General features: G+C 69.5%; 23 protein-coding genes. 14 read left to right on the forward strand and 9 right to left on the reverse strand.

The window, feature by feature from the left end; genetic code table 11:
• Window positions 1-28: 28 nt before the first annotated feature.
• The gene (locus ACIA5C_RS10380; protein ID WP_396053024.1) at window positions 29-841 is read left to right on the forward strand and encodes a (2Fe-2S)-binding protein; all 813 of its coding nucleotides are present in this window, start codon (window positions 29-31) and stop codon (window positions 839-841) included.
• Here ACIA5C_RS10380 and ACIA5C_RS10385 read toward each other — a convergent pair.
• Window positions 831-1,667 (reverse strand): CbtA family protein, encoded by an 837-nt coding sequence (locus ACIA5C_RS10385; protein WP_396053025.1) that lies wholly within the window; start codon window positions 1,665-1,667, stop codon window positions 831-833. The genes ACIA5C_RS10380 and ACIA5C_RS10385 overlap by 11 nt on opposite strands.
• 21 nt (window positions 1,668-1,688) lie before the next feature.
• The gene (locus tag ACIA5C_RS10390; protein WP_396053026.1) at window positions 1,689-1,907 is read right to left on the reverse strand and encodes a CbtB domain-containing protein; all 219 of its coding nucleotides are present in this window, start codon (window positions 1,905-1,907) and stop codon (window positions 1,689-1,691) included.
• A 263-nt stretch (window positions 1,908-2,170) separates the two neighbouring features.
• On the opposite strand from ACIA5C_RS10390, the gene ACIA5C_RS10395 reads away from it, so the two are divergent.
• A complete protein-coding gene (locus tag ACIA5C_RS10395) occupies window positions 2,171-3,148 on the forward strand; it encodes a cellulase family glycosylhydrolase (protein ID WP_396053027.1) in 978 nt (325 codons plus the stop codon).
• A 1-nt stretch (window position 3,149) separates the two neighbouring features.
• On the opposite strand, the gene ACIA5C_RS10400 is transcribed toward ACIA5C_RS10395, so the two are convergent.
• A complete protein-coding gene (locus ACIA5C_RS10400) occupies window positions 3,150-3,632 on the reverse strand; it encodes a M15 family metallopeptidase (protein WP_396053028.1) in 483 nt (160 codons plus the stop codon).
• Window positions 3,633-3,720: 88 nt separating this feature from the next.
• Here ACIA5C_RS10400 and ACIA5C_RS10405 point away from each other — a divergent pair, with 88 nt between their 5' ends.
• Both ACIA5C_RS10405 and ACIA5C_RS10410 read left to right on the forward strand, forming a co-directional pair.
• Window positions 3,721-4,389: a response regulator transcription factor gene (locus ACIA5C_RS10405; protein WP_396053029.1), complete on the forward strand. Its 669-nt coding sequence runs from the start codon at window positions 3,721-3,723 to the stop codon at window positions 4,387-4,389.
• Window positions 4,386-5,501 carry a sensor histidine kinase gene (locus ACIA5C_RS10410; RefSeq protein WP_396053030.1) on the forward strand — a complete coding sequence of 372 codons (1,116 nt, stop codon included), beginning with the start codon at window positions 4,386-4,388 and terminating at the stop codon, window positions 5,499-5,501. The genes ACIA5C_RS10405 and ACIA5C_RS10410 overlap by 4 nt, the downstream gene beginning before the upstream one ends.
• Window positions 5,502-5,508: 7 nt before the next feature.
• Here the strand turns inward: ACIA5C_RS10410 and vanX are convergent, their stop codons facing one another.
• From vanX to ACIA5C_RS10425, 3 genes are read right to left on the reverse strand one after another with little or no spacing between them, the layout of a single operon-like run.
• Window positions 5,509-6,150: a D-Ala-D-Ala dipeptidase VanX gene (gene vanX / locus ACIA5C_RS10415; protein ID WP_396053031.1), complete on the reverse strand. Its 642-nt coding sequence runs from the start codon at window positions 6,148-6,150 to the stop codon at window positions 5,509-5,511.
• Window positions 6,147-7,181, reverse strand: a complete 1,035-nt coding sequence (vanA-Sc, locus tag ACIA5C_RS10420; protein ID WP_396053032.1) for a D-alanine--(R)-lactate ligase VanA-Sc — start codon at window positions 7,179-7,181, stop codon at window positions 6,147-6,149. The genes vanX and vanA-Sc overlap by 4 nt, the downstream gene beginning before the upstream one ends.
• Window positions 7,174-8,127, reverse strand: a complete 954-nt coding sequence (locus ACIA5C_RS10425) for a D-isomer specific 2-hydroxyacid dehydrogenase family protein (protein ID WP_396053107.1) — start codon at window positions 8,125-8,127, stop codon at window positions 7,174-7,176. Before ACIA5C_RS10425 ends, vanA-Sc begins: the two co-directional genes overlap by 8 nt.
• Window positions 8,128-8,372: 245 nt before the next feature.
• On the opposite strand from ACIA5C_RS10425, the gene ACIA5C_RS10430 reads away from it, so the two are divergent.
• On the forward strand, window positions 8,373-9,620 hold the full coding sequence (locus ACIA5C_RS10430) for an MFS transporter (protein ID WP_396053033.1): 1,248 nt from the start codon (window positions 8,373-8,375) through the stop codon (window positions 9,618-9,620).
• Between the two features lie 15 nt (window positions 9,621-9,635).
• Here ACIA5C_RS10430 and ACIA5C_RS10435 read toward each other — a convergent pair whose 3' ends face one another.
• On the reverse strand, window positions 9,636-11,000 hold the full coding sequence (locus ACIA5C_RS10435) for an MFS transporter (protein ID WP_396053034.1): 1,365 nt from the start codon (window positions 10,998-11,000) through the stop codon (window positions 9,636-9,638).
• Between the two features lie 166 nt (window positions 11,001-11,166).
• Here ACIA5C_RS10435 and ACIA5C_RS10440 point away from each other — a divergent pair, with 166 nt between their 5' ends.
• From ACIA5C_RS10440 to ACIA5C_RS10475, 8 genes are all read left to right on the forward strand, one after another.
• Window positions 11,167-12,702 carry a diguanylate cyclase domain-containing protein gene (locus tag ACIA5C_RS10440; RefSeq protein WP_396053035.1) on the forward strand — a complete coding sequence of 512 codons (1,536 nt, stop codon included), beginning with the start codon at window positions 11,167-11,169 and terminating at the stop codon, window positions 12,700-12,702.
• 57 nt (window positions 12,703-12,759) lie between these two features.
• Window positions 12,760-15,720 (forward strand): hypothetical protein, encoded by a 2,961-nt coding sequence (locus ACIA5C_RS10445; RefSeq protein WP_396053036.1) that lies wholly within the window; start codon window positions 12,760-12,762, stop codon window positions 15,718-15,720.
• Window positions 15,720-18,098 (forward strand): hypothetical protein, encoded by a 2,379-nt coding sequence (locus ACIA5C_RS10450; RefSeq protein WP_396053037.1) that lies wholly within the window; start codon window positions 15,720-15,722, stop codon window positions 18,096-18,098. The genes ACIA5C_RS10445 and ACIA5C_RS10450 overlap by 1 nt, the downstream gene beginning before the upstream one ends.
• Entirely contained in the window at window positions 18,095-18,853 is a 759-nt protein-coding gene (locus ACIA5C_RS10455; RefSeq protein ID WP_396053038.1) for a phosphotransferase family protein, read from the forward strand. Before ACIA5C_RS10450 ends, ACIA5C_RS10455 begins: the two co-directional genes overlap by 4 nt.
• Window positions 18,854-18,917: 64 nt before the next feature.
• A complete protein-coding gene (locus ACIA5C_RS10460) occupies window positions 18,918-20,105 on the forward strand; it encodes a thiolase family protein (protein WP_396053039.1) in 1,188 nt (395 codons plus the stop codon).
• Between the two features lie 31 nt (window positions 20,106-20,136).
• Window positions 20,137-20,265 carry a hypothetical protein gene (locus tag ACIA5C_RS10465; RefSeq protein ID WP_396053040.1) on the forward strand — a complete coding sequence of 43 codons (129 nt, stop codon included), beginning with the start codon at window positions 20,137-20,139 and terminating at the stop codon, window positions 20,263-20,265.
• A gap of 138 nt (window positions 20,266-20,403) precedes the next feature.
• Entirely contained in the window at window positions 20,404-21,021 is a 618-nt protein-coding gene (locus ACIA5C_RS10470; RefSeq protein ID WP_396053041.1) for an HAD family hydrolase, read from the forward strand.
• Between the two features lie 146 nt (window positions 21,022-21,167).
• Window positions 21,168-22,907: an alpha/beta hydrolase gene (locus ACIA5C_RS10475; RefSeq protein ID WP_396053042.1), complete on the forward strand. Its 1,740-nt coding sequence runs from the start codon at window positions 21,168-21,170 to the stop codon at window positions 22,905-22,907.
• Between the two features lie 25 nt (window positions 22,908-22,932).
• Here the strand turns inward: ACIA5C_RS10475 and ACIA5C_RS10480 are convergent, their stop codons facing one another.
• On the reverse strand, window positions 22,933-23,970 hold the full coding sequence (locus ACIA5C_RS10480; protein WP_396053043.1) for an erythromycin esterase family protein: 1,038 nt from the start codon (window positions 23,968-23,970) through the stop codon (window positions 22,933-22,935).
• 61 nt (window positions 23,971-24,031) lie between these two features.
• Here ACIA5C_RS10480 and ACIA5C_RS10485 point away from each other — a divergent pair, with 61 nt between their 5' ends.
• Window positions 24,032-24,727: a TioE family transcriptional regulator gene (locus ACIA5C_RS10485; protein WP_396053044.1), complete on the forward strand. Its 696-nt coding sequence runs from the start codon at window positions 24,032-24,034 to the stop codon at window positions 24,725-24,727.
• A 4-nt stretch (window positions 24,728-24,731) separates the two neighbouring features.
• Here the strand turns inward: ACIA5C_RS10485 and ACIA5C_RS10490 are convergent, their stop codons facing one another.
• A complete protein-coding gene (locus ACIA5C_RS10490) occupies window positions 24,732-25,187 on the reverse strand; it encodes a MaoC family dehydratase (protein ID WP_396053045.1) in 456 nt (151 codons plus the stop codon).
• Window positions 25,188-25,197: the final 10 nt, after the last annotated feature.

The raw sequence follows: 25,197 nt of genomic DNA on the forward strand, positions 1-25,197 counted from the left end.
ATTACTCTCGATCGTCAGAATGATCGATATGACATCCGATACCCGGGTGCGCTTGACTGACCTGGTGCTTCCCGCTCTGGTCACCGCCGCACAAATCGGACCGTTCTTCAGCTGGGAGCCGTGGTCACCGGACGCCGGCTGGCTGCCCTGGTCCTCGCTGGCCGACGGCGACGTCCTCGCCGAGCGGGTGCGTGTCGCGCGCGGCACGCTGATCGGCATGTTCGGGGTCGCCGCGGACGATGTGCCGGTCCGGGTGGTCGCCTCGGTCACGTTCCTCGGCTACGCCTCGCGGGTGGTGTCGCCGCTGCTCGGTGCGGCGGTCGCCGGCGGCGAACTGCCGGCCCCTCGACCGGACGAGCTGTGGTGGCGGCCGGTGCCGGGCGGGCCGCTGCCCGTCGCGTACGGGAGCACGCAAGCGCAACCATGCACCCGGATGGACGTGACCGCCCTGGCCGGGGCCGTGGCCGAGGTCGCCGTGGGCGCCCTGCTGACGCCCTTGGTGGCGGCGTTTCGCGACCGTTTCGCGCTGTCCCCCAAGGTTCTGTGGGGAAACGTGGCGTCGGCTCTGGCCGGCGCAGCCGGCATGATCGCCGACCGGACCGCCGGCAACGCCGCGCCCGCGGAGCAGGCGGCCGGTGTGGTCGGCGCGATGCTGCGGATGGCGCCACTCGCCGGGATGGGCACGCTGGTGCAGCCGGTGCCGGAGCGGCCGCGGCGGTTTCTGGTCCGGAACAACTGCTGCCTGTACTACCGGATCCCCGGCGGCGGTACCTGCGGCGACTGCGTGCTGACGCCGCCGGAGGAACGCCGCCGGGGGTGGGAGGCCGCGCTCAGGCGGTGACCAGCCCGGCCGTCCGCGGCCCAGGCGCCAGCAGACGCTCGGCGAGCGGGGCGAAGACCAGCCCGATCGTGGCCCACAGCAGCAGTTGGGCGCCGAGCGAGTAGAGGCGGAAACTGAACAGCACGTCGGCCGGGAAGCCCGGGAAGACGATCCGGCCGGTCGGGTCGGTGAGCGGGCCCGGCGTCTCGGTCGCCGAGTGCAGCGACGCGTTGGCCGAGAGCTCACCGGACGAGGGCAGCAGCAGCATCACGATGCCGGTCGCCACCACGAAGACCGCGCCGGCGAGCAGCGTCGCATTCCAGTTGCCGAAGCGCGGCTGCAGCCGTTTGCCCAGCCACACCACCAGCACCAGGAACAGCAGCGACGCCAGCACCATCAGCAGGTAGAGCCCGCTGCGCTGGCGGATCGTGTCCTCGTTGCCGATCGCCGGCGGGTTGGCCGGGTATTTCACGAACGGCACGAGACAGAAGCCGAGGAAACCCCCGCCGGCCACGAGGAGGGCCAGGCTGCGGGGGCGCAGCCGGCCGGATCGGCCGAGATAGAGCGCGTACGCCACGGCGAACAGCGCACCCATGGCCGCACCGAAGAGGATCAGCGCGACCCCGATGCCGACGTTGCCCTGGACGGCCCGCGAGAACGGGTCGGCATGCTCGTGGGCCGGGATGCCGGCCGCCGCGTTCAACGTCTCCTGGGCGTGGTCACGCCCGTCCTCGTAGTCGATCGCCTGCTGGATCTGCGGCTCGGCGAAGATCCGGGCGAACAGGAAGGCGAGCAGGCCCGCAACGGCGCCGGCGAGAACGCCGCGCCAGATTATGCGTTTTTCCATTGTCGAGGGCTCTCGGCCGGCTCAGTGGCAGGGGAAGCCGAGGAAGTGCCGCCCGTCGTGGACGAACTCGTGGATCAGGGTGTTGTTGCCGAACACCGACACGGCGCCCTGGTCGACGCCGACGAAGTAGTAGATCGCCAGCGCGATCAGCGCGGTGCCGGCCAGCCAGAGGACGGCGCGCGACGCCGGGATGACGACCGGGGTGGCGGCGGTGGGGTGCGACATCGAGTCTGAGCTCATCGAAGCCTCCTGGAGGGATCGTGCGTCCCTGTATGCGGATGGGGCGGTGACGGCAGAGTGTCTGACTCGCGAGCTCTGTTTGGCTCGCTCACAGTGGCGCGACCGTGCTGGATCCTCCCCAGGCTTCCTCACGCCGTCACAGCCCTGACCCTATGCGCCGCCCGGTCGGCGGTCAATGTGGCCTGCGTCGATGCATTCTCGCGCCTTGACGGCGGTAAATGTTTACGTAACCATTGATTAACTTCGACCTCTGGAGGTACGCGATGGCGCTCCGGCGTACAGCGGCAATCGTCGCGGCGCTCGTCGCCGCACCCCTCTTCGCCCTTCCCCAGCCCGCGTCCGCCGCGACCAGCAGCTTCCGCGGCGTGAACTGGGCCGACGCCCGCGACAACTATGTCGACGGCTGGGTGATCCCGACCGGCCTGACCGCCTCGGACTCGTACGCGACGGTCAAGTCGAAGGCGGAGGGCATCCTGAGCGGCTTCCAGACCGTGCTCGGCGCCAACACGGTCCGGCTGCCGATCAACCCGCAGAGCGTGAATTCGACCTGGTGGGCGGCGTACAAGGGCACGGTCGACTCGGCACTCGCCCACGGCATGCGGGTGATACTCAGCTACTGGGAGGCCAACCACGACGGCTTCGTCGACGACACCACCGCCTGGAACACGATGTGGGACACGGTGGTCGCCGGCTACGGCTCGAACGCGAACGTGTACTTCGAGCCGATGAACGAGCCCTTCGGCTACAGCCTCAACGACTGGGTCTCACTCTGCTCCGGCTGGCTGTCCCGCCATTCGTCGGTGCCGCGCGGCCGGGTGCTGGTCAGCGGCACCGGCTACAACGACAACGTCACCGGGGTCGGAGCGTCGTCGGCGTTGAGCGGCACACTGCTGTCACTGCACTTCTACGGCTTCTGGGCGTCCTATACGACGCGCGCCCAGTGGACGGCCAACCTCACGCCGCGCGTCGGCTCGTACGCCTCCCGCACGGTGATCGACGAGGCGGGCGCCCCGATGACCACCGGCCTGACCTACACCGGCGGCCAGAACCAGGACGGCAACGTCTTCACGTCCTACTTCGCGGCGACGACCGACTACAGCCGCGCCCAGCAGATGGGCGTCGTCTACTGGCCGGGCCTGCGATCGGGCGACACCTATTCGTTGACGCGGCAGAGCGGCAGCGGCCTGGCCGCCAACAACGCGACAGGCGTCGCCCAGCTCCGCTGGGGCTGGGGACTGTAGCTCATCCGGGGCGGGCGGCCCGGGTCGACAACCGCGGATCATGCGTGGGGTCGGCGTACATCGGTGGGCAGCCACCATCGACCGCCTCGGGGCGCAGTTCGAAGTGCCAGGGTTCGTTGCGGTAGATCTGGCACAGCCCGTACCTGGCGCCGTGCTCGGACAGCCACGCCGCGGATCCGGCCGGCCCGATGTCCACCGCCTCCCCCGACACGTGCGCGGACCTGTCGGGGGTGGCGACCCATCGGGCTGCCTCCTCCGCCGAGCCGTGCCGGGCGACCGCCTCGCGGAGGAGCCGATCCTGGTACGCCGGGGAGCGCCAGCCACCGTTGACCCGGAGCTCGACGCCGTCGCCCGCGGCATCGGCCGTCGCCGCGCGCAAGGCCCGCAGCAGATCGGGGCCGAGGTTCGCGACGCCGGGATGCTGGTCGTCAAACACTGTCACGCCCCCGGGGAGCGCGTCCCCGGCCGCTGCGGTTGGACTCATGCCATCCAGTCAAGGAGGCATGGTGTTGCCGGCGCGTATGCGGCTTTCGGTATGCCGACGATATGCCCGGGCTCATAGGGTTGAGCGCATGCGCGTGCTGGTCGTCGAGGACGAACCCTTCATGGCCGAAGCCATCCGCGACGGGCTGCGCCTGGAAGCGATCGCGGCCGACATCGCCGGTGACGGCGACACCGCTCTGGAAATGCTGAGCATCAACGCGTACGACATCGCCGTCCTCGACCGCGACATCCCCGGGGCGTCCGGTGACGAGGTCGCGCAACACATCGTCGCCTCCGGCGGCATGCCGATCCTGATGCTGACCGCCGCCGACCGGCTCGACGACAAGGCCTCCGGGTTCGAGCTCGGCGCCGACGACTACCTCACCAAGCCGTTCGAACTCCGGGAACTCGTACTGCGTCTGCGCGCACTCGACCGCAGGCGTGCCCACAGCCGGCCACCGGTACGGGAGATCGCCGGCCTGCGTCTGGACGCGTTCCGCCGCGAGGTCTACCGCGACGGCCGATACGTGGCGCTCACCCGCAAACAGTTCGCCGTACTCGAGGTCCTCGTCGCCGCCGAAGGCGGTGTGGTCAGCGCCGAGGAACTCCTGGAACGGGCGTGGGACGAGAACGCCGACCCGTTCACCAACGCGGTGCGCATCACCGTCTCGGCGCTACGCAAACGGCTCGGTGAACCCGGGATCATCGCCACCGTGGCCGGCGTCGGCTACCGCATCGACACCGGGGGCCGGCAGTGAGCGTCCGCCTGAAACTCACCCTCAGCTACGCCGGGTTCCTGATGCTCGCGGGTGCCCTGCTGCTCGCCGTGGTGTGGGTGTTCCTGCTGCGTTACGTGCCCGACGTGCCGCACACCCCCGGACGCCACGGTCTCGGAGCACCCGAGTTGTCCGGGCCAGACCGCTCCGACCTGCTGCGGGCCTTCACTCCGAAGGCCGCCGCCATGCTGGTCTTCCTGCTGATGTTCGGCCTCCTGGGCGGATGGATCCTGGCCGGCAGCATGCTCGCGCCGCTGACCCGCATCACCCATGCCACCCGGCTGGCCGCGAACGGGTCGCTCTCCCACCGGATCCAGCTGGAGGGCCGCGAGGACGAGTTCGGCGAACTCGCCGACGCCTTCGACACCATGCTCGCGCGGCTCGAGGCGCAGGTCGCCGAGCAGCAGAGATTCGCCGCCAATGCCTCCCACGAGCTGCGCACCCCACTGGCGATCACGCAGACCCTGCTGGAGCTGGCCCGCAACGACCTGGCCCGCAACGACCGCAGCCGGGACACCGGCGAGCTGGTCGACCGCCTGCGCTTCGTCAACACCCGGGCGATCGACCTCACCGAGGCGCTGCTCGTGCTCAGCCGCGCCGACCAACGGTCCTTCACCCGCGAACCCGTCGACCTGTCGCTCATCGCGGAGGAGGCCGTCGAAACGCTTCTCCCGCTCGCCGAGGAACGCGGCCTGACCATCGAGTCCTCCGGCGACATCACCCCGGCCGCCGGCTCGCCCGCGCTCCTGCTGCAGATGACCACGAACCTCGTGCAGAACGCGATCGTCCACAACCTCAACGAACAGGGCACGGTTTGGGTCCGGACGAGCGCTCAGCCCGGGGCGGTGGTGCTCACGGTCGAGAACACCGGCGAGAAACTCACCCCGCAGGTGGTCTCCACGATCGTCGAGCCGTTCCAGCGCGGCACCGGGCGCATCCGGGACGGCCACGCGGGGGTCGGCCTCGGCCTGGCCATCGTCAAGAGCATCGTCCAGGCTCACGACGGGACCCTCACCCTCACCCCCCGTCCCGCCGGGGGGCTCCGCGTCACGGTCCATCTGCCGGCCGCTCCCCCGCCGACCATCGCCCGATGAGACCGCCTCATCGCGTTGCCAGCTGCCTGCGCCGGCTCAGCTCGGCGACCGGAAAGTCGAAATAGGTGTCCGGATAGGGCTCGTTCCGCAGCGTGTAGTGCCACCACTCGCAGTCATAGCGATCGAAACCGGAAGCCTCCATGACGGCGCACAGGTGTGCACGGTTTCGCGCCTCGACCGGGGCGATTCCCAGGGCGCCGTGGTGGGAGACCGGATCCATCAGATCGTGGTCGCCGCCCATGGGCGCGAGTTCCCCGGTGGCCAGGGAGTAGAGCGTCAGGTCGACGGTGCTGCCCCGGCTGTGGCCCGACTTGGCGGCCACATATCCCCGTTCGAACATCTCGGACCGCTCGATGTTCGGGTAGTGCCGCGGTTTGGTCCGGCCGTCCTCGGGCTGCGCCGACCAGCGCACGAAGCAGTCCACGGCGCGTTGCGGGCGGTACCCGTCCCACAGGAGCAGACCGAAGCCGAGCGACGCGGCCGCTTCCTGTGCCCGCACCAGGGCCGCGCACAGCGCCGTGGTACCGACGATCCGGTTGGCCAGATATCCGTCCACCGGCTTTCCGGTGAAGTTGTCCCAGGTCGCGTACTTGGCGTCCCAGCGGATTCCGGGCACGAGCTCGTCCACGAAAACGAAGTCGTCCTTCATCCGAGTTTTCCGGTCAGCGCCAGCGACACGATCCGATCGATCACTTCGGCGAGCGGCAACCCGGCGGCCGCCATCATCCGCGGGTAACGGCTGTAGGAAGTCAGGCCGGGCAGGGTGTTGACCTCGTTGAGCACGACTGTTCCGTCTTCCTTGAGGAACATGTCGACGCGCGCCAGTCCCCGGCATCCCAGGGCGCGATAGATGGCCTTCGCCGTCTCCTGGACCACCGAGCGGGTCTCGGCCGGAATGTCGGCCGGGACGATCGGCGTGGAGTTTTCCGAACCGCTCTCCGGCGCGCTCTCCTGATGGATCCGGAAGAAGCCGTGTGACAGCGAAATTCGATCCACCTCGCCCGCGACCAGGTCCGGATCGTTTCCCAGGATTGCGCACCCGACCTCGCTGCCGACGACCGCCTCTTCGATCAGCACCTTGGCGTCGTACTGTCGTGCGGTCTCCACCGCACTCGGCAGTTCTTCCGGACGGGACACCTTGGTGACGCCGAAGGACGACCCGGAACGGGCCGGCTTGACAAAGACCGGATAGCTGAGCCGTCCGGGATCAACCTGCTCGTCCGCTGCGGCGATCCAGAAATGGGGAGTAGCGATTCCCGCGCTCCGGGCGACGACGTAGGCGAGGGACTTGTCCATGCACAGGGCGGAACTCTGGATGTCGCAGCCGACGTAGGGAATCCCGGAGAGCTCCAGCAGACCCTGCATCGCACCGTCCTCGCCGAGCTTGCCGTGCAGGACCGGCAGCACCACGTCCAGGCTGATCGTTTCGTATCGCCCCGATTCCAGGACAAGCAGTCCGTGTACGTTCCGGTCCGGCGACAGCACCGCCGCACGGCCGCTTTCCCAGTCCGCGCCCGGGCGATCGCACAGCTTCCAGGCGCCGTCCTTCGTGATCCCGAGGTAGAACGGTTCATACTTCTCGGTGTCGAGTTCTCTGGCGACCTCTTGCACGGACTTGACGGAGATCGGATGTTCCTCGGAACCGCCGCCGAATATGATTCCGACCTTCAACCTATCCACGCCGGCTCCTGCTCTCAAATTTACGGCAATTGATGATGGAGTTCTCCACGGTGTCGCTCAGGGCGTGATCCGTGTAGTAGGCCGTGTGCCCAGTGATGATCACGTTCGGCATTTCCTGCAGCCGTAACAGCTGCTTGCTTTCGACGGCCTTGGCGCTGTGGTCGGCGTAGAAGATGCCCTCTTCCCCTTCGAGGACATCCAGCGCCGCGCCACCCAACCGGCCGCTCTCGAGTGCGGCGACCAGAGCCTCGGTATCAAGAAGCGAACCGCGTCCGGTATTGACGACGAACGCGCCGTGCTTCATCAGTTCGAATTGCCGGCGACCCAGGAGATGGTGCGTGTCCGCGGTGAGCGGTGCATGGAGTGTGACGATGTCGCTCTCCCGCAACAATTCGTCGAGAGGAACGTAATCGGCGGCCGTCTTCGGACGACTGTCGTTGGCCAGGATCCGGCCGCCGAAGCCGCGCAGCCGGTCCATGACCGCTGTGCCGATGCGTCCCGTGCCGACCACCCCGACGGTCAGGTCGCGCAGTTCCCTTCCGCGCACCTCGCTCAACCGGTAGTCATGGACATCCGCCCGGCGGAGGACGGCCTTGGCATTTCGCACCGCCATCAGCATGAGCATGAGCGTGTAGTCGGCAACGCTGTCCGGCGAATAGGCGACGTTTTCCACGGCAATGCCGAGGCTCTGCGCGCAGCTCAGGTCGATGTGGTTGTATCCGACGCTCCGGGTGGAGATGTACTCCACGCCGGCGCGGCTCAGCGCACGCAGCGTGGCGTCCGTGACCGGGGTCTTGTGACTCACACTGATGCGCCGATTCCCGGACGCCAGTCCGACGTTGGCTTCCGATACCCCCGCCTCGGTTATCGTCGGCCGCATCCCGAAGCGAGGCGCCAGCCGCCGGAACAGAACGGCCTCGTCCCGCCCGCAGCCATAAATTGTCATCCCCACGGTCGAGACGGCCGAGGGCGGGGACGCCGGCGATCGGGTCCGGCGGGCCGCCGTTCGCGCTGGTTCGCTGTAGGTCATACCGTCCAGTCAAGGCAACGCCGTGTTGCCGGTACGTATCCGGTTTTCGATATGCCGACGAAATGCCGCCCACGTCCGCGGGGCCTCCCCCGGGGGTGGTCCTGATCACTTGCCCGGCTACCCCGGGCGCGCCGGAAGCGGGAAGACGGCAGGCTGGCGGGATGTCCACCGTCGCACCACGCCGGTTCGCCGCGCTGAAGAACCGGGACTGCCGGCCGTACCTGTTCGGGGCGGCGCTGGCCATGATGGCCGACAACATCGAGCACGTCATCACGTACTGGCAGTTGTGGCAGAAGTTCCACTCCCCCTCGCTGGCCGGCTTCGAGGTGATCAGCCACTGGGTGCCGTTCCTGGTGTTCTCGGTCTACTTCGGGTCGCTGGCCGACCGGTTCGACTGCCGGCGGGTCATCCAGGCCGCGCAGGTGCTGTTCATGCTGGTCTCGGCCGCGTGGGGGGTGCTCTTCCTGACCGGCAAGCTGCAGATCTGGGAGGCCTGCGTGCTGCTCGTGCTGCACGGCCTGGCCGGATCGCTGTGGGGGCCGGGCGAGCAGCTGATGCTGCACGACTTCGTCGGCGACAACGAACTGCCCAGCGCGGTGCGGCTCAACGCGACGTTCCGCAGCCTGGGTGTGCTCTTCGGCCCGGTGGTGGGCTCGGCCCTTCTGCTCGGCCTCGGCCCGACCCGGGGCATCTTCGTCAACATCGCTTTCTACCTGCCGTTGACCCTCTTCCTTTTCCGTACCCGGTTCACCGGCCACACCCGCGACGGCGGCGTCCCGCGTCGCCGGGTCGGGCTGCTCGACTCGGTACGGGTTCTACGGGACGTACGGAGCAACCACACGCTGGTCAGCATGATCATCCTGGGCGGCCTGGGGTCGTTCTTCGTGGGTGCGTCCCTGCAGTCGTCGATGCCGATCTTCGCGCAGGACCTCGGTGCGGGGAGCGCGGGAACGGCGTACGGCATCCTGCTGTTCGCCAACGGCGCCGGCGGCGTCGTCGGCGGCATCCTCCTCGAGGCGACCGGCCGCATCCCGGCGAGCATCCCGGCGGCGGTGGTCAGCACCGGCGTCTACGGGCTGGCGACCGTCGGGTTCGCGCTCGCCGGCAACTATCCGGCCGCGGTAGCGCTCCTGTTCATCGGCGGGGTGGCCAACCTGGCGTCGATGTCGATCGGCCAGACCGTCGTGCAGTTGCTGGCCCCGCCGGGCGACCGCGGACGGGTGATCGGCGTCTACGGCATGTCGGCCAGCGGCCTGCGGTTCGGCAGCGGGGTCACGGTCGGGTTGTTCGGCGCGGTCGTGGGCATCCACTGGTCGCTCGGGCTGAGCGCGGCGGCCCTGTGCGTGGGCACCGTGATCGCGGCGCGGTACGCCCGTTCCACGGCCGCGCGGCCCACCGCGACCGTGTGACGCGGGTGGCGGGGTTCAGCTCGACCGGCCGGCCACGACGTTGCCCGCCTCCCGCGGCAGGGCGACCGCCTCGACGGCCGGCGCCACGAGGATCACGGCCAGCACCATGAAGGCGAAGCGGTAGGGCTGAGCGTCGAGGGCGCCGCCCAGCCGTACGAGGAGGGCACCGACCGCGACGCCCAGGCCCGCGCCGAGCTCCTGCACCGCCGACATCAGCGTGTTGGCGCTGGTCATGCGGTCGCCCGGTACGTCGGCGAAGGCCACCGTGTTGTACGTGGTGAAGCCGATCGACCGGAAGGTCCCGCTCAGGACCAGCAGGATCAGGATGATCGCGAGCGGGGTGGTGTCCCGCAGGAACGCGATGCCGACCAGGCACACTGCCGACGCGATCACCGCGCCGAGCATGACCGCCCGGATGCCGAAACGGCGCATGAGCGGGGTGGTCGCCGGTTTGATGCCGATGTTGCCGGCGAAGAGGGCGATGACGACGAGGCCGGCGTGGGCTGCGTTCCAGCCGAAGCCGAGCTGGAAGAAGAGCGGCAGCAGGAACGGGATCGCGGTGATCACCGCGCGGAAGACCGAGCCACCCAGGGCCGTGACCCGATATGTCGGTATGTGGAGGTCGCGGAGCTGGACCAGCGGGCGGTCCGTACGAAGCAGGTAGACGATCGTGAAAGCCAGCGCGAACGCGGCCAGGACCAACGCGGAGAGAGCCACGGCCCAGTCCGGATGCGGGTCGCCGACCCCTTCCATGCCGACCACCAGGGCCGCGAGGCCCAGCGCGGCCAGCAGAAAGCCACGCCAGTCGAGGCGGCCGGCGTCCTCCGCCCGTACGTCCGGGACGAGACGCCGGGCCAGGACGAACGCGGCCAGCCCCAGCGGCAGGTTGATCAGGAAGATCAGCCGCCACGAGGCGTACGTGCTGAGGACGCCGCCGAGGGCCGGCGCCAGCAGCGGTGCGACGAGGGCCGGCCAGGTCAGGTAGGCGATGGCCTTGACCAGGTCGGTCTTCGCGGTGGTGCGGATGACGACCAATCGACCGACCGGCACCATCATGGCGCCGCCGATCCCCTGCAGGATGCGGGTACCCACCAGCATCGGCAGGCTCTCGGCGGCGGCACACCCGGCCGACGCCAGGGTGAAGATCGCGATCGCGCTCATGAAGACCCGCCGGGCGCCGAAGCGCTCGGTGAGCCAGCCGCTGATCGGGATCAGCACGGCGAGGGTGAGCACGTACGCGGTGATCGCCACGTTGACCGCGACCGCGGGCACGCCCAGGTCCGCCGCTATGTGCGGGGCGGCGGGCGCGATCACCGTCGCGTCGAGGATCTCCATGAAGTACGCGCCGGCCACGAGCAGCGCGAGTCCCCGGCTCGTCATCCGTGAATCATGACAGCGCCCCGGTCCGGGAGCGCGTCCACGCGCCCGCGACGCCATGGACCCGGCTCAGGTCGCCACTCGGTTGCCATCGCGGGGCGGCGCTCAGCCATCCGCGGACCCGGCCGATACCACCGGGGTAAGGCCCCCGACGGCAGGAGTACGCAACGTGAACGGGACGACCCGGCCCGTGTTCCACCGTGACCCGCTTCTGATCGCGGCCACGCTCTGGTCGGTCCTCGGCACCACGCTCTTCTTCGCTTTCCACCGGGACTCGAATTCCCAGGTCGGCGTCTTCTGGGCGTTCCAGCCGCCGCTCGACGTGCTGCTCGCGTACTCGGCCTGGCGGGTGTCGCGGATCGCGACCGGACCGACCCGGCGTTTCTGGCGGATCCTGGCCGGGGCCGGCACGCTCTTCACCTTCGGCGACTCCGTGCAGGCGGTGATCGCGATGCTCGGGCACGACCAGTGGTCGACCGGCGCCGGGACCGCTCAGTCGATCTGCTTCGCGGTCGGCGAGGCCGTGCTGATCATCGGCATGATGCTGCACCCGCATCCGGGACGCACCGCGCGGGAGCGGCTGGCGTTCTGGCTCGACTCGACGACCGTGCTGATCGGCGGCGCCGTCGTGGCGTGGTGCTTCGTCGTGCAGCCCGGCGCCGAGGACCTGGCCGGCACCCTGATCACGGCCGCGGTCATCCTCACCGCCGCGTTCGCCACCTTCAAGATCATCTTGCAGGGCAACGCCCCGATCCACAAGCTCGCCGCCCTGCCGATGATCATCTCGGCGGGCGCGAACGCGCTCGGCGTCTTCGCCGCCCCGCACGCCGACGGCCATCTCCCGGCCTACGTCTACGCCCTGCGCTTCCTGCCGTCGCTGATGGTCGCGGTCGGGCCGCGGGTCCAGGAACTGGTCGCCCAATTCGACCATTCGGCGTTCGGGTCACGGCGGCGAAAGCCTTACAGCCTGCTTCCGTACGGGTCGATCGCCGTCGCGTTCGCCGCCCTCATCGTGGTCCTGACAAACCGCGAGGACGGCGGCGCCACCCGGCTGTGGGGTGTGGTCGCCGGCCTCGGCCTGATCTGCGCCCTCGTCGCGGGCCGGCAGCTGGCCGCCTTCCACGACAACACCCGCCTGATCTCCCAGCTCGACACCACCCTCGCGGAACTGCGCGAGCACGAGGTGCGGCTGCGGCACCAGGCCCTGTTCGACGGCCTGACCGGTCTGGCCAACCGCACCCATTTCCACGAGGAGGTGACCGCCACGCTGGCGGCCGCCCACCCGGGCACGGTCTCGCTGCTGCTGATCGACCTGGACGGCTTCAAGGGCGTCAACGACACCCTCGGCCACGCGGCCGGCGACGCACTGCTGATCGGCGTGGCCGCGAAGCTCAGCGCCTCGGTCCGCGGCTGTGACCTGGTGGCCCGGCTCGGCGGCGACGAGTTCGCGGTGCTGTTGCGGGACTGTGTGTCCGACGACGCCGGCAACACGTCCCGCCGCATCCTGAGCGCGCTGACCGAGCCGATCACGTTCGGCTCGGACGAGGTGCGGGCCAACGCGAGCATCGGCGTGGCCTGCGCCGAACCGGGCGACGACGCCGAGTCCCTCCTGCGCGACGCCGACCTGGCCATGTACGCCGCCAAGCACGACGGCAAGGGCACCTGGATGCGTTACCATGCCGGCTTGGAGCCCGCCGCCCGCTAGGGTTCAAGGTCAGCGCCGTTTCAGCGCCGTTTCAGGGGTCCCGGCCAGGCTGTCCAGATGAAGTCCGAGATTTTCCGCTTCGTCGCCATCCGGCCCGCGCAGGACGCCGATCCCACGGCGACCGCGGCCGCCATCATCGACCTGGACGCCTTCCCGACCACATTCGCCGGCACGCTGCGCTCGTTGCGGTCGGACGGCGACCGCGCCGACATGACCGACGCCGCCCGGGCGCTCGTCGTCTCGGCCGCCTTCATCGATTCCCCGAAGAAGTTCGACTCCAAGTACGCCGACTTCGGCGTCGCCGTCCGGGCGCTCACCGACCAGAACTTCTGGCCCGGCGTGGGCCCCGCGTTCACCGCCGTCTTCAAGAGCACCACCGCCTCGGCACTGGTCAAGACCGACGCGTTCACCAAGCTCTACGGCCAGGTGTCGGACAGCATCGTCGCCGCGACGATCGACCGGTCACCGGGGCCCAAGGCCCGGGCCCTGCTCGACGCGACGATCCGCGTGTTGTGGCTGATCCGGCGGCTCGCCGCGAGCGCGCCGCTCACGCTCGACGCCTTCGCATCCGCCCCGCTCGTGATGCCGGCCGGCATCTTCCCGCTGCCGCCCGCGGCCGAGCCCGCGCCCGGCCTGGTGCCGCACGCCAACGGCAACGTCGCGACCGAACTGACCGCGCACCGGCAGGCCGTCGAGGAGGTGCTCGCGGCCCTCCGGTCGGACGGCGCCGGTCCCGGGTTCGTGCTGGCCGAGGCGGCGGCCCGGAAACTCAGCGAGCCGACCCGGCAGGCCCTGGCGGCGAGCGGCTTCACCGGCGACCGGGTGGACGTGGTCCAGGCGGTGTCGGCCCTGGAGAGCCGGGCCACCGCGATCGGCACCGGCCTGCTCGAGACCGGCACGCCCGGCCCGTGCCCGCCCGCGGCCACCGAGGTGATTCCGGACGGCACCCCGACCGTCCCGGCCGGCCACGGCGACGCCAAGATCCTCGGCATCGCCGACCTGAACCTCCTCGAACAGCAGCTGCTGCGCTACGAGCTCGGCGAGATCGCGCACATCGAGAACGTGCTCAAGAGCGAGACCCGGTCGCGGACGTTCCGCACCAGCTCGACCACCGAGGTGAGCACCACCACCGAGACCGAGACGACCCAGACCAAGGAGCAGGACCTCGCCTCGACCGAGCGGTTCGCGCTGCAGACCGAGACGCAGACCGTCATCAACGACACCGCGAGCAAGCAGGGCGGCCTGACCATCCACGCGTCGTACGGGCCATCGGTCGACGCGACCTCGAACTTCAACTTCTCCAGCGGCAACTCGCGGCAGCAGTCGAGCCTGGCCGCGTCGACCTACGCCCGGGAGGTCACCACCAAGGCGGTCAACCTGGTGCAGACGCGTACGCTCACCCGCCGCGTCGTCACGACGACCGACGTGGTCGAAGAGACCAATCTGCACAGCTTCGACAACAAGAGCGGCAACGCCGACATCGTCGGCGTCTACCGATTCGTCAACAAGGTCTACCAGGCTCAGGTCGTCAACTACGGCAAGCGGCTGATGCTCGAGTTCCTGGTGCCCGAGCCGGCCGCATTCCTGCGGTTCGCGCTGACCGGGCGCCCGCAGGACGGCGTCACCGTGCCGGAGCCGGACCGCCCCGGAAACTGTGTGAACGGCACGTTCGTCCCGCTGCAGCCGTCCGATATCACCCGCGACCGGTGGCAGTTCTGGGCCGGCAAGTACGGCGCGACCGACGTGGCTCCCCCGCCGTCGTCCCTGTTCCTGGCCACCGCGTCGAAGAAGAGCCCGGACGAGATGCCGGTCGAGGACGACAAGAAGATCAGCTCCGACCTGTTCGACGTGCCGATCCCGGACGGCTACCTCGCCCAGAGCGCCTTCATCAACATCTTCGGCGAGACCCAGAAGGACGGCGAGGAACCGGACAAGAAGCACGCGCTCATCTATCAGGTCCAGGACCAGCAGGGCGAGTACCGCGAGCCGACCGACGACCAGCACAACCTGCCGCTGCGGCTGCAGCCCTCGCCGACGGTCACGGTCAGCCTCAACTCGAAGATGTTCCACAACTACGAGGTGCTGGCGCTGGTGCTGTGCACGGTGTCGGACGAGAAGTTCCAGGACTGGCAGCTGAAGAGTTTCAACTCGGTGATGGGCGCGTACGCCGACGAGAAGAGCCGGTTCGACCAGGCCGTCGCCGAGGCGAAGATCCAGGCGCAGGGCGGCGGGGTCGGCGGCACCAATCCGGACGTGAACCGGGAGACCGAGCAGACCGAGCTGAAGAAGGGCTGCCTGGAACTGCTCACCGGGCAGCGCTTCGACGTGTTCGACGCGGTCCGCGGCAACATCGCGCCGTTCGGCTACCCCGAGGTCGACTTCGCCGAAGCCCGGGCCGAGGGGCCGTACATCCAGATGTTCGAGCAGAGCTTCGAGTGGAACAACATGACGTACCTGTTCTACCCGTACTTCTGGGGCCGCAAGGCCGAATGGCCGGCGGTGTCGCAGCTCGGCGACGACGATCCGCTCTTCACCCGATTCCTGCGGGCCGGTGCCGCCCGGGTCCAGGTGCCGGTGCGGCTCGGCTTCGAGAACGGCATCCTCACCTACCTGTCGACCGGCGAGCTGTGGAACGGCAACGCCACCCTGGTCAACTCCGACGGCGACTCGCCCGACCCGCTGCACCTGTCGGTGCTGGACGAGCTGAAGAGCCAGACCGGCGACAACAACGTGGACGGCGTCGGCACCGTGAACGTCACCAAGAACAGCGTGAACGTCGCCGGCACCGGCACCGCCTTCACCGATGACGACGAGGACCGGCGGATCCAGCTGGCCGGCAAGACGTACGTCATCCGGACCGTGCTCGACGCGCAGACGATCAAGCTGGCCAGTTCGTACACCGGCGACAACGCGACCGGGCTGGGGTACTCGATGGGCGGCAAGCTGATCGGCCAGCCGTGGGAGGTCACCCTCCCGACCGACCTGGTCAGACTCGACAACTCGCTGGTCATCAGCTGATGGCCGAGCCGGGCGAGAACGTCGCCGAGTCGACGCTGGCGTACGACCAGTTCCGTCTCGACCCCGGCCTGCGGACCGACGACGGCGCCGAGCCGTCGCCGGTCTGGGCGGAGTCGCAGCGGCTGCGCGAACTGGTCGACGGCCGGAAGCTGCGACCATCGACCGGCGACCGGGACCTCCTGGCGCAGGCGGTCCGCGACCAGGTGCGCACTCTCGACCTCTACACGGTGGCCGACGAACTTGCCGTCGAGGCGGTCGGCACCCGGAATCCGCGCCGGGTCACCCTCTACGCGCTCCTCTTCCCGGGGCAGGCGCGCGACAACACCGGCATCAAGGACCTGAACGACAAGGTCCTCGGCTACACCCGCAACAGCCAGTTCATGGACCGGCGGCGCAAGCGGATCGCCTCGATCTTCTCGGCGCCGGACGGCACCGACGGCCCGCGGTACGCCACGGTGGGCCAGGACTACAAGACGGCGTACGTGCTCGCGGTGCAGAAGGACGCCAAGGACTTCGCCAAGCAGCTGACGACCCTGGACGCCGGGCTGCGCGAAGATCTGATCGCCGTGCTGGAGCTCGCGCTGACGGACACCTCCGAGGAGATGAAGAAGAAGCGCCCGGAGATCCAGAAGCTGCTCCGGACCCTCAAGCGCGACCCGAAGTACCGGTTCGACTTCCTCTTCGGGTCCGACACCCTGACTGCCGACGACGCGGCGGTCGACCTCACCTTCCAGCTGATCACCGAGGCGCTCAAGGCGGCCGGCATCGCCCGGTACGCGGTGAAGCTGGGCCAGATCAAGGCCCCGGCCGCGCGGCGGCTGCTGCCGCGCCCACCGGCGGCCGGGCGGGGCGAGGACGACCGGGGACAGCCGTTCCAGCTCGTACCCTTCCTCCGGCTGGCCAAGGTCGCGCAGGACCTCAAGAAGACGGCGACGGCCGGCCCGGTCGCCGGGCAGCCGGTCGACTACCTCAACGCGTACGTGAACACCGTCTGGACCATCGCGTTCCTGCTGATCGACCGCCTCTTCTACGCCAACCCGTCGGTGATGCGGGACGTGCGCAAGAAGGCACTGGTGAAGCCGCCGGGGAGAGACGGGCTCAAGATCGCTCTCGAGATCCAGATCCAGGTGCTCGAAACGTGGATCGTCGCCGTCAACCTGATCGACTTCGCCTCCGGCTTCCTCAGCGAGGAGTTCCCGAACCGGGTCGACGGCCTGCACGTCCAGGCCCGCACCGCGGTCCGCAACCTCACGCATCCGGACCAGGACGTCGACTGGGATCATCTGATCCCGGTGCTGACCCGGGACGTCCGCCTGTCGCAACCGGTGGCACAGCAGGGCACCCCGTCGCAGTTCCCGTTCTACAGCGGCGTCTCGGACTTCCCCGACCAGATCTTCCTCACCATGGACATCCGTGACCTCGGCGTCGAGTTGATGAACTACTACGAGATCGTCACCGAGTTCATCGTCTTCCGCCAGCTCGGCGGCGCGAAGCTGCTGGAACAGACGCTGCGGTCCAACGACGGCACCTTGCAGCGCAAGCGGTTCACCTACGACCGGATCCTGGCCGTGTTCTTCCGGCACTACCAGGACCTGCGGGGACGGCCGGGCCCGTCGGCGGCGGCCGCCGGCATCGCCTTCGGCCGCCCGGTGTCCGGTCCGTTGCCGTCCTTCGAGAAGAGCGTCCGGGTCATGATCGGGGGCGACGAGTTCTTCGTCGGGGCACACCCGCTCTACACCGAGCGGATCACCGAAATCATCGCCGAGCTCGACCGGACCTTCCTCGACCCCGCCCAGGGCGATGTGCGGCTCAACATGCGCGCGGGCGTGGCGTTCTCCTCGTCCGTCGGCTCGCAACGCCCCGAGCGTTTCGCGGCGCACGAGCGCGCGATGAAGCTGAGCGGGGACGCCCCGAACATGCTCAAGCAGTTCGAGCGTCAGCACGACCGGATCGAACGCCTTATCGGCCTGCTCGAATCCAACCCGAAGAAGAAGGACAAGGCCCCCGGCTTCCGGTCCGGGCTGGCCGATATCGGCCTGCTGCGGGTGTACGCGCGAGCGAAGTTCATGCACGCGTCGGTGTACTCGCCGGCCGCCTACGCACGGCTGCGCCAGGCGCTGAAGAACGAGGACCTGAGCGCGGCCGTGAAGACCGGCGAGTTCGACCTGATCGATTTCGACGGCGCCGAGGTCAAGGCACCCGAGCTCACCCAGCGGGCGGACGACCTCGAAAAGAAGGTGCGGGACGCGGTCGGCCGGGATAACTTCCACGTCGACCCGCCTCCGACGCTCCTGCTCACCAAGGAGGCCGACAACGCCTTGCGAACGGTGGAGAAGATCATCGACAAGCTGCAGGACTTCCCGCCGAAGGTCCGATGACCGCGAGCCTCGAGTGGGCCGCCCGGGTCACCGGCGGGCCGGTCCGGGTCGCCCGGGAGCTCCGGGGCGGCACCCACGCCGTCACGCTCCTGCTGGAGGCCGAGGGGCACGAGGTGGTCCTGCGGCAGTACCCGCCGGGCGATGACGCCCCGGCCCGGGAGGCGGCCGTGCTGGCTGCGCTCGACGGCCTCGACGGCTGGGCGCCCCGGGTCCTGGGCGTGGACGCCGGTCGAGGCCTCATCCTGATCACCCGGCTCCCGGGCACGGCCGACATCATGCCGAGCGACCCCGCGCACGCGGCACGGGAACTCGCGCGGGGGCTGGCCCGGATCCACGCGACTCCCCGGCCGGCGCTGCACGACGGGGTGCGGGTCCTGGGCGACGAAGCCGACCGTGTGCTCACCCACTACGACTACTGGTCGGGCAACGTCCTCTGGGAGGGCCCGAAACTCACCGGCATCGTCGACTGGTCCGGGGCCGCGCTGGCGCCGCGCGGTTTCGACGTCGCCTGGTGCCGCCTCGACCTCGTGCTGCTGCACGGCAAGGACATCGCCGACGTGTTCCTCGACGCCTACGAGCGCGCGGCTGCCACCACGATCCCCGACATCCGGGTGTGGGATAGCTTCGCCCTCGACAGCTCACGCGACCGGATCGAGACCTGGGAACCCAACTACACCAGCCTCGGCCGCACCGACCTGACCGGCGCCGAGCTGCGGGCCCGGCACACCCGGTGGACCGGGGAGCTCGGACAATAGCCGGGCTTCCGCTGGGCGGAAGCCCGGCTTCGCCGGTCGAACCCGATCGGCATACGGTCGGTGGGTGACAACAGCTTCCTTCCTGTACGCCGCGACGCGCACCCCGTTCGGCCGCTTCGGCGGCGCGCTGGCCGAGGTACGCCCGGACGACCTGGCCGCGATCGCCCTGACCGGCCTGCTCGCCAAGGCCCCGGCGCTCGACCCGGCCCGCATCGACGACGTGCTGTGGGGCAACGCGAACGGCGCCGGTGAGGACAACCGCAACGTCGGCCGGATGGCGGTGCTGCTGGCCGGGCTGCCGGTCTCGGTGCCGGGGAGCACGATCAACCGGCTGTGCGGCTCCAGCCTCGACGCGGCGATCTCCGGCTCCCGGGCGATCGCCTCCGGCGACGCCGACATCGTGGTCGCGGGCGGCGTCGAATCGATGACCCGGGCGCCGTGGGTGCTGCCGAAACCCGGCCGCGCCTACCCGGCCGGCGACACCACCGCGGTGTCGACGACCCTCGGCTGGCGCCTGGTCAACAAGCGGATGCCGGCCGGCTGGACGGTCTCGCTCGGCGAGTGCAACGAGCAGCTGGGCGAGAAATACAAGATCTCCCGCGAGCGGCAGGACGAGTTCGCCGCCCGCTCCCACAACCGGGCCGACCAGGCCTGGTCGGACGGGTTCTACGACGCGCTGGTCACCCCGGTGCCGGGCGTCGACCTGCCCCGCGACGAGGGCATCCGCGCGGGCAGCACCGCGGCGAAGCTGTCGGCGCTCAAACCGGCCTTCCGCCCCGACGGGACGATCACGGCCGGCAACGCCTCACCGCTCAACGACGGCGCCTCCGCCGTACTCCTGGGTTCGGAAGCCGCAGGCGCGGCGATCGGCCTGGATCCGCTGGCCCGCGTGGCCGGCCGGGCAGCGAACGCGCTGGACCCGCGCGACTTCGGTTTCGCGCCGGTGGAGGCCGCGCAGCGGGCCCTGCGACAGGCCGGCATCGGCTGGGAGGACGTCGGCGCGGTAGAGCTCAACGAGGCCTTCGCCGTGCAGTCGCTGGCGTGCGTGGACGCATGGGGCATCGACCCGGAGATCGTCAACGTACGCGGCGGCGCGATCGCGATCGGCCACCCGCTGGGCGCCTCGGGCGGGCGGATCCTCGGCACTTTGTCCCAGGTGCTGCGCGAGCGCAACGAGCGCTGGGGCGTCGCCGCGATCTGCATCGGAGTCGGCCAGGCCCTGGCCGTCGTCCTCGAGAACGTCAACGCCTGAGCCGGGCACAGCGGTCTTCCGGAAGGCGGCCGTGGACAGCCGAGCCAGCACGCGGTTCACCGCCTCGGACGTCTCGGCCAGGAGGCTGCCCAGCCTCGCCGGCAGCACCTCCCTGGGCACCTGCCGGGCCGCCGGCGCGAACTCGCCGATCGTGGGGTGACCGCCGGCGGATGGCCGCCTCCAGCAACTGCACCCGCCGCGCCCGTCCGCCTTCGTCCGCCGCGTCCGGTGTGGACAGCTCCTCGGCACGTGGAAGGCTCGCCGGGCCGCCTCTCCGGCCGCGTAAGGATGGGACGCGATGACTGCCAACGCCCGTGCCCGCCGCCCGGCCGTCCTGATCGACATCGGCGGCGTCCTCCTGGCGGACTACCTGACCGCAGCCGCGTCCGCATGGGGCAACTGCCTGGGCATCGCCCCGCAAGCCTTCCTCGCCGCGGTGTTCGCCGGCAACGACGACCAGGTCCTCATCGGCCGCACCGGCCAGACAGCCTGGTGGCGCATCATCGCCGACCGGCTGCACCTCGACGACAAGCAGGCCGCAGCGATCCGAGCCGACCTGGCCGCGCGGCACACCTGGAGCACCGCCCTGCTCACCGAGCTACGCCGCATCCGCGGACGGACGACGATCACCATCGTCAGCAACGCGTGGCCCGATATCCGCGCCGGCCTGGCCGACGCAGGCCTGCTGGACCTTGCCGACACCGTCGTGCTGTCCTGCGAGGCCGGCTTTGCAAAACCCGACCCGCGCATCTACACGATGGCCCTGCACAGCGTCCGGGCTGACCCAGCCGACGCGCTGTTCATCGACGACACCCCCGAGTACGTCGACGCCGCCAGGTCACTGGGCATGACCGGCCACCTGCACACCGACACCAGCGAGACCGTCACCCGAATCGGGAGGTTGGTCGAAGGCTGACCACTGTGGACGGCGTTGCGGCCGACTGTCCACATTTGAAGAACCTTTTCCTCAGACATTTGTGCGTGCGCATGTATTGCATTCATTTCCTACGATCCCTTGCGCGTGGCTACGACGCCGCGCGTAACCCAACGAAGGGGTCATGAATGCAACGACTGGGAAGAAGCATTCTCGTGGCCGGACTGATCGCCGGGGTACTGGTGGCAGGTGCCCCGACGGCGGCCTCGGCAGCCGCCAAGACGGACACCACCAGCGCCCAGGAGCGGGCGCGGGTCGACCGCGTCCCCACTCCGAAGCTCGGCTGGTACAAGTGCTATGACACCGCCGAGTGCGCGACCACCCTGCTGCCCCTGGACTACGACAATCCGAAGGGGGCCAAGACCGAGATCGCTGTCCTTCGTCTCAAGGCGAAGGACCAGAAACACAAGATCGGCACGCTTTTCCTCAACCCGGGCGGGCCGGGTGGCTCGGGCACCGAGATCGCTCTCGAGGCGCCGTACTTCCTGAACCCGACGCTGCTCGACAAGTTCGACATCGTCGGGTTCGACCCGCGGGGCATCGCCAGCAGCGACAACCTGCACTGCTGGAAGTCGGTCAAGGACCAGAGCGCGGTGCTCAACGAGATGAACGTCGCCTTCCCGTGGGGGAAGGCCGAGGAGAAGACGTACGTCGACGGGGCCAAGAAGTTCGGCAAGGCGTGCTCGACCACGGGCAAGCCGCTGTCGGCTTCGATGTCGACGGCCGAGGTGGTGCGGGACATGGACGTCCTGCGCCGGGCGGTCGGTGACAAGAAGCTGTCCTACCTCGGCTTCAGCTACGGCACCGCGATCGGGCAGTACTACGCGAACATGTTCCCGGACCGGTTCCGCGCGATCGTGGTCGACGGCGTGCTCGACCCCGAGCACTGGGTCGGCACGAAGGCGACCGCCAACCTGGAGCAGGACCAGCGGATCCGCTCGGCGGCCGGTGCCTACCGGGCCCTGCAGGAGATCCTCAAGCGGTGCGACAAGGCGGGCGAGAAGTACTGCGAGTTCGCGGCCGGTGACCCGGTCAAGAACTTCGACACGATCGCCCAGAAGCTCCGGTCGAAGCCGCTGGTGGTGACCGACGAGGACGGCAGCAGCTTCACGATCACGTACGCCGACTTCGTCAGCGGCATCCTCGGCGACCTGTACGACACGGGTGCCGGCGACTGGGTGACGCAGGACGCGGCGTACATCTGGACGCTGCTCTATCCGTCGTCGGCCACCGCCAGGGCGAAGGCCTCGGCTGCTCTGGCCAAGAAGATCCGGGACGCCCGGGGTAAGGCGGGCCGGGATTTCCCGTACGACAACGGTTTCGAGACCTTCGCCGCGGTGGACTGCACCGACGCAATCCACCCGAAGGACGCCGGCCAGTGGCCGTCGCTGATGGTCACGGCCGACAAGAAGGCGCCGTACTTCGGCCGGGCGTGGGGCTGGGAGACCGCCCAGTGCGCCCGCAACACGTGGACGGTCCGGGACGAGGACGCGTACACCGGTCCCTGGACCCGCCGGACCGCCGCGCCGGTGCTGATAGTGGGCACCAAGTGGGACCCGGCCACCAACTACGACGATGCGGTCTCGGCCTCCAAGCGGCTGCCCAACAGCCGCCTGCTGTCCAACGTCAACTGGGGCCACACTTCCTACGGCACGTCGGATTGCGCCACCAACGCGATCGACAACTACCTGCTCAAGGTGACGCTGCCGGCCAAGGGCACGCTGTGCCAGGGGTCGTACCAGCCGTTCCTGGAGCCGCTGCCGACTGATCCGGCCGCGGCCAGGTCCCTGGTGGCTCCCGCGGTCCCGGCCAGCCGGCCGCAGGTCGCCGGGCCGCCGATGCCGTCCACTATGAACGGCACCCGCTAGTCACTGATGGCGCCCGGCCCACCTTCTACGCTGCTTTGACGAATACGATCCCGTCAATGCTGCCGAGGTGGGCCGGGTCCAGCGGCGCATAGCCGAACCAGGGCGACTCGCGGGGTTTCACCTTGTGGTTCAGGTCGGCCGGGTCGACTCGGAACCGGTCCCCCGGTCTCGCATAGAGCAGCCCTTCGACCGTGTCCGGCGGCGGGGCCTGCACCCCGTGGTCGGTGAAGGTGCCGATGGCCATGGCGAGGAACGTGTAGTCGTCGCCCAGTTGAGCTCCGGCGCTCCACCATTCGTAGCGGTGGTCGCCCAGTCGTATGCTGCTCTTCTCCCGCTGGAGATGGCTGTTGTGGGCGAACGCCATGACTTTTCTCTTCTCGGCGATCGCGAGCAGGTTGGCCGCCATCATCGACGACCGGATGCTCAGCAGCCAGGCCATGCGGTCGGGTGAGGTGTCGGCCAGCCAGTAGTGGTACCTCAACAGGCCGGTCGCGGTGCGCGCATAGAGTCTGGTTCTTTCGTCGTTCATCGGCAGCGACGCCATGTCGTCGGCGATCAGCCGCAACTCTTTCGCCTCGGGCGTCCGCCCGACCGACTGCGACGGATCCATCATCGCGGCCGGATCGGCCCATTTCCTGTCGTCGCCGATGAGCCGGTCGAGTTCCTCCGAGGTGCAGGGCGCCAGCTCCGTCATGCAGCCATGGAGTGCCTCCCGCGGGCTGGCCGCGTGCGTCATCTCCAGCGGACCATCAAACCCGGCGAAACGGACCCGCTCGGAGGGGCTCCGGCTTCGGTTGTACGCGCGGAGCCAGCTCACCAGCGCACGGTTGGCCGCGGCCCGGCCGAACCCGTGACTGAACCCGCGCTCCATCACCTCGTCGAGCGTGCCCGCGCCGCCCGTGACGTAGTCGTCCACGGCCAGTCCCATCAGGCAGTCGCTTTCGATCGCGATCGCCCGGTAGCCGTCCCGCTCGACGAGCTCACGAAAGATCTCATTGCGCGTTTCGAGCAGCGTCTCCGAGCCGTGGGTCGGTTCTCCGAGCCCTGTGATAGCAAACGTCATGCCCCTGAACAGTATCGTTGAACCAACGGTTGAGGCTTTCCTCAGGACTTCGGGGTGTCGGGTGCGGCAAAACCTTCAAAGGCCGGTCGACCTGGCCCGGGCGCACGGCCTGTCCACCCAGGCCGTCCGCAACTACGAGGCGGCCGGCATCCTGCCCGCCGCCGCGCGCGGCCCCAACGGCTACCGCGCCTACACACCGGCGCATGCCCGGGCGCTGGCTGCCTTCCTGGCCCTGGTTCCCGGCCACGGCCATCGGGCCGCCGCAGAGATCATGCGGGCCGTCAACGAGGGCGCCACCGCGACCGCCCTCCGCCTGATCGACGAGAGCCACGCCCAGCTGCTCGAGGACCGACGCGTTCTGAGCGCGGTCGCGTCCGCGCTGGACAATCTCGCCCCGGTCCCGGCGGCGCGGGGCGACACGTTCGTCGGTCCTCTGGCCCACCGGCTCGGCCTGCGCCCGGCGACGCTGCGCAAGTGGGAACGCGCCGGCCTGGTCAGTCCCCGCCGCGACCGGCAGACCGGCTACCGCGTCTACGGCCCGGCCGACATCCGCGACGCCCAGTTGATCCACCAGCTCCGCCGCGGCGGCTACCCGCTGGCCCGGATCGCCCCGCTGATCACGCAGGTTCGCGCGGCCGGCGGCATCGCGCCGCTGGAGTCCCTGCTCACCGACTGGAACGCGCGCCTGACCGGCCGCGGCCGGGCCATGCTCACCGGCGCCGCCGCCCTGGACGCCTACCTGGACGTCGAGCCGTGAAAAGCTATTGAAGGTATTGGCGGTAGATCGTGCGGGCCACGCAGGCCGGCTTGTCCTGGCCCTCGATCTCGACCGTGAAGTCGCACGTCATCTGCAGCCCGCCGGTCACCTCGGTGACGTCGGCGACCGAGGCGGCCAGGCGGATGCGGGAGCCGACGCGTACGGGGTTGGGGAAGCGGACCTTCTCCAGGCCGTAGTTGACGCCCATGCGGGTGCCGGAAACCTTGAGCAGGTTGCCGAAGAGCGGGATCACCAGCGAGAGCGTCAGGTAGCCGTGGGCGATCGTCGTGCCGAACGGGCCGGCGGCGGCACGCTCGGCGTCGACGTGGATCCACTGGTGATCGCCGGTGGCGTCGGCGAAGGTGTCGATGCGCTCCTGGGTGACTTCGAGCCAGTCACTCGCACCCAGGTCACGGCCCGCCAGGGCCTTGATCTCGTCGGCTCCGTCAACAGTGATCATGGACGCTCCT

This window comes from Actinoplanes sp. NPDC051343 (assembly GCF_044455125.1).
Lineage (GTDB): Bacteria > Actinomycetota > Actinomycetes > Mycobacteriales > Micromonosporaceae > Actinoplanes.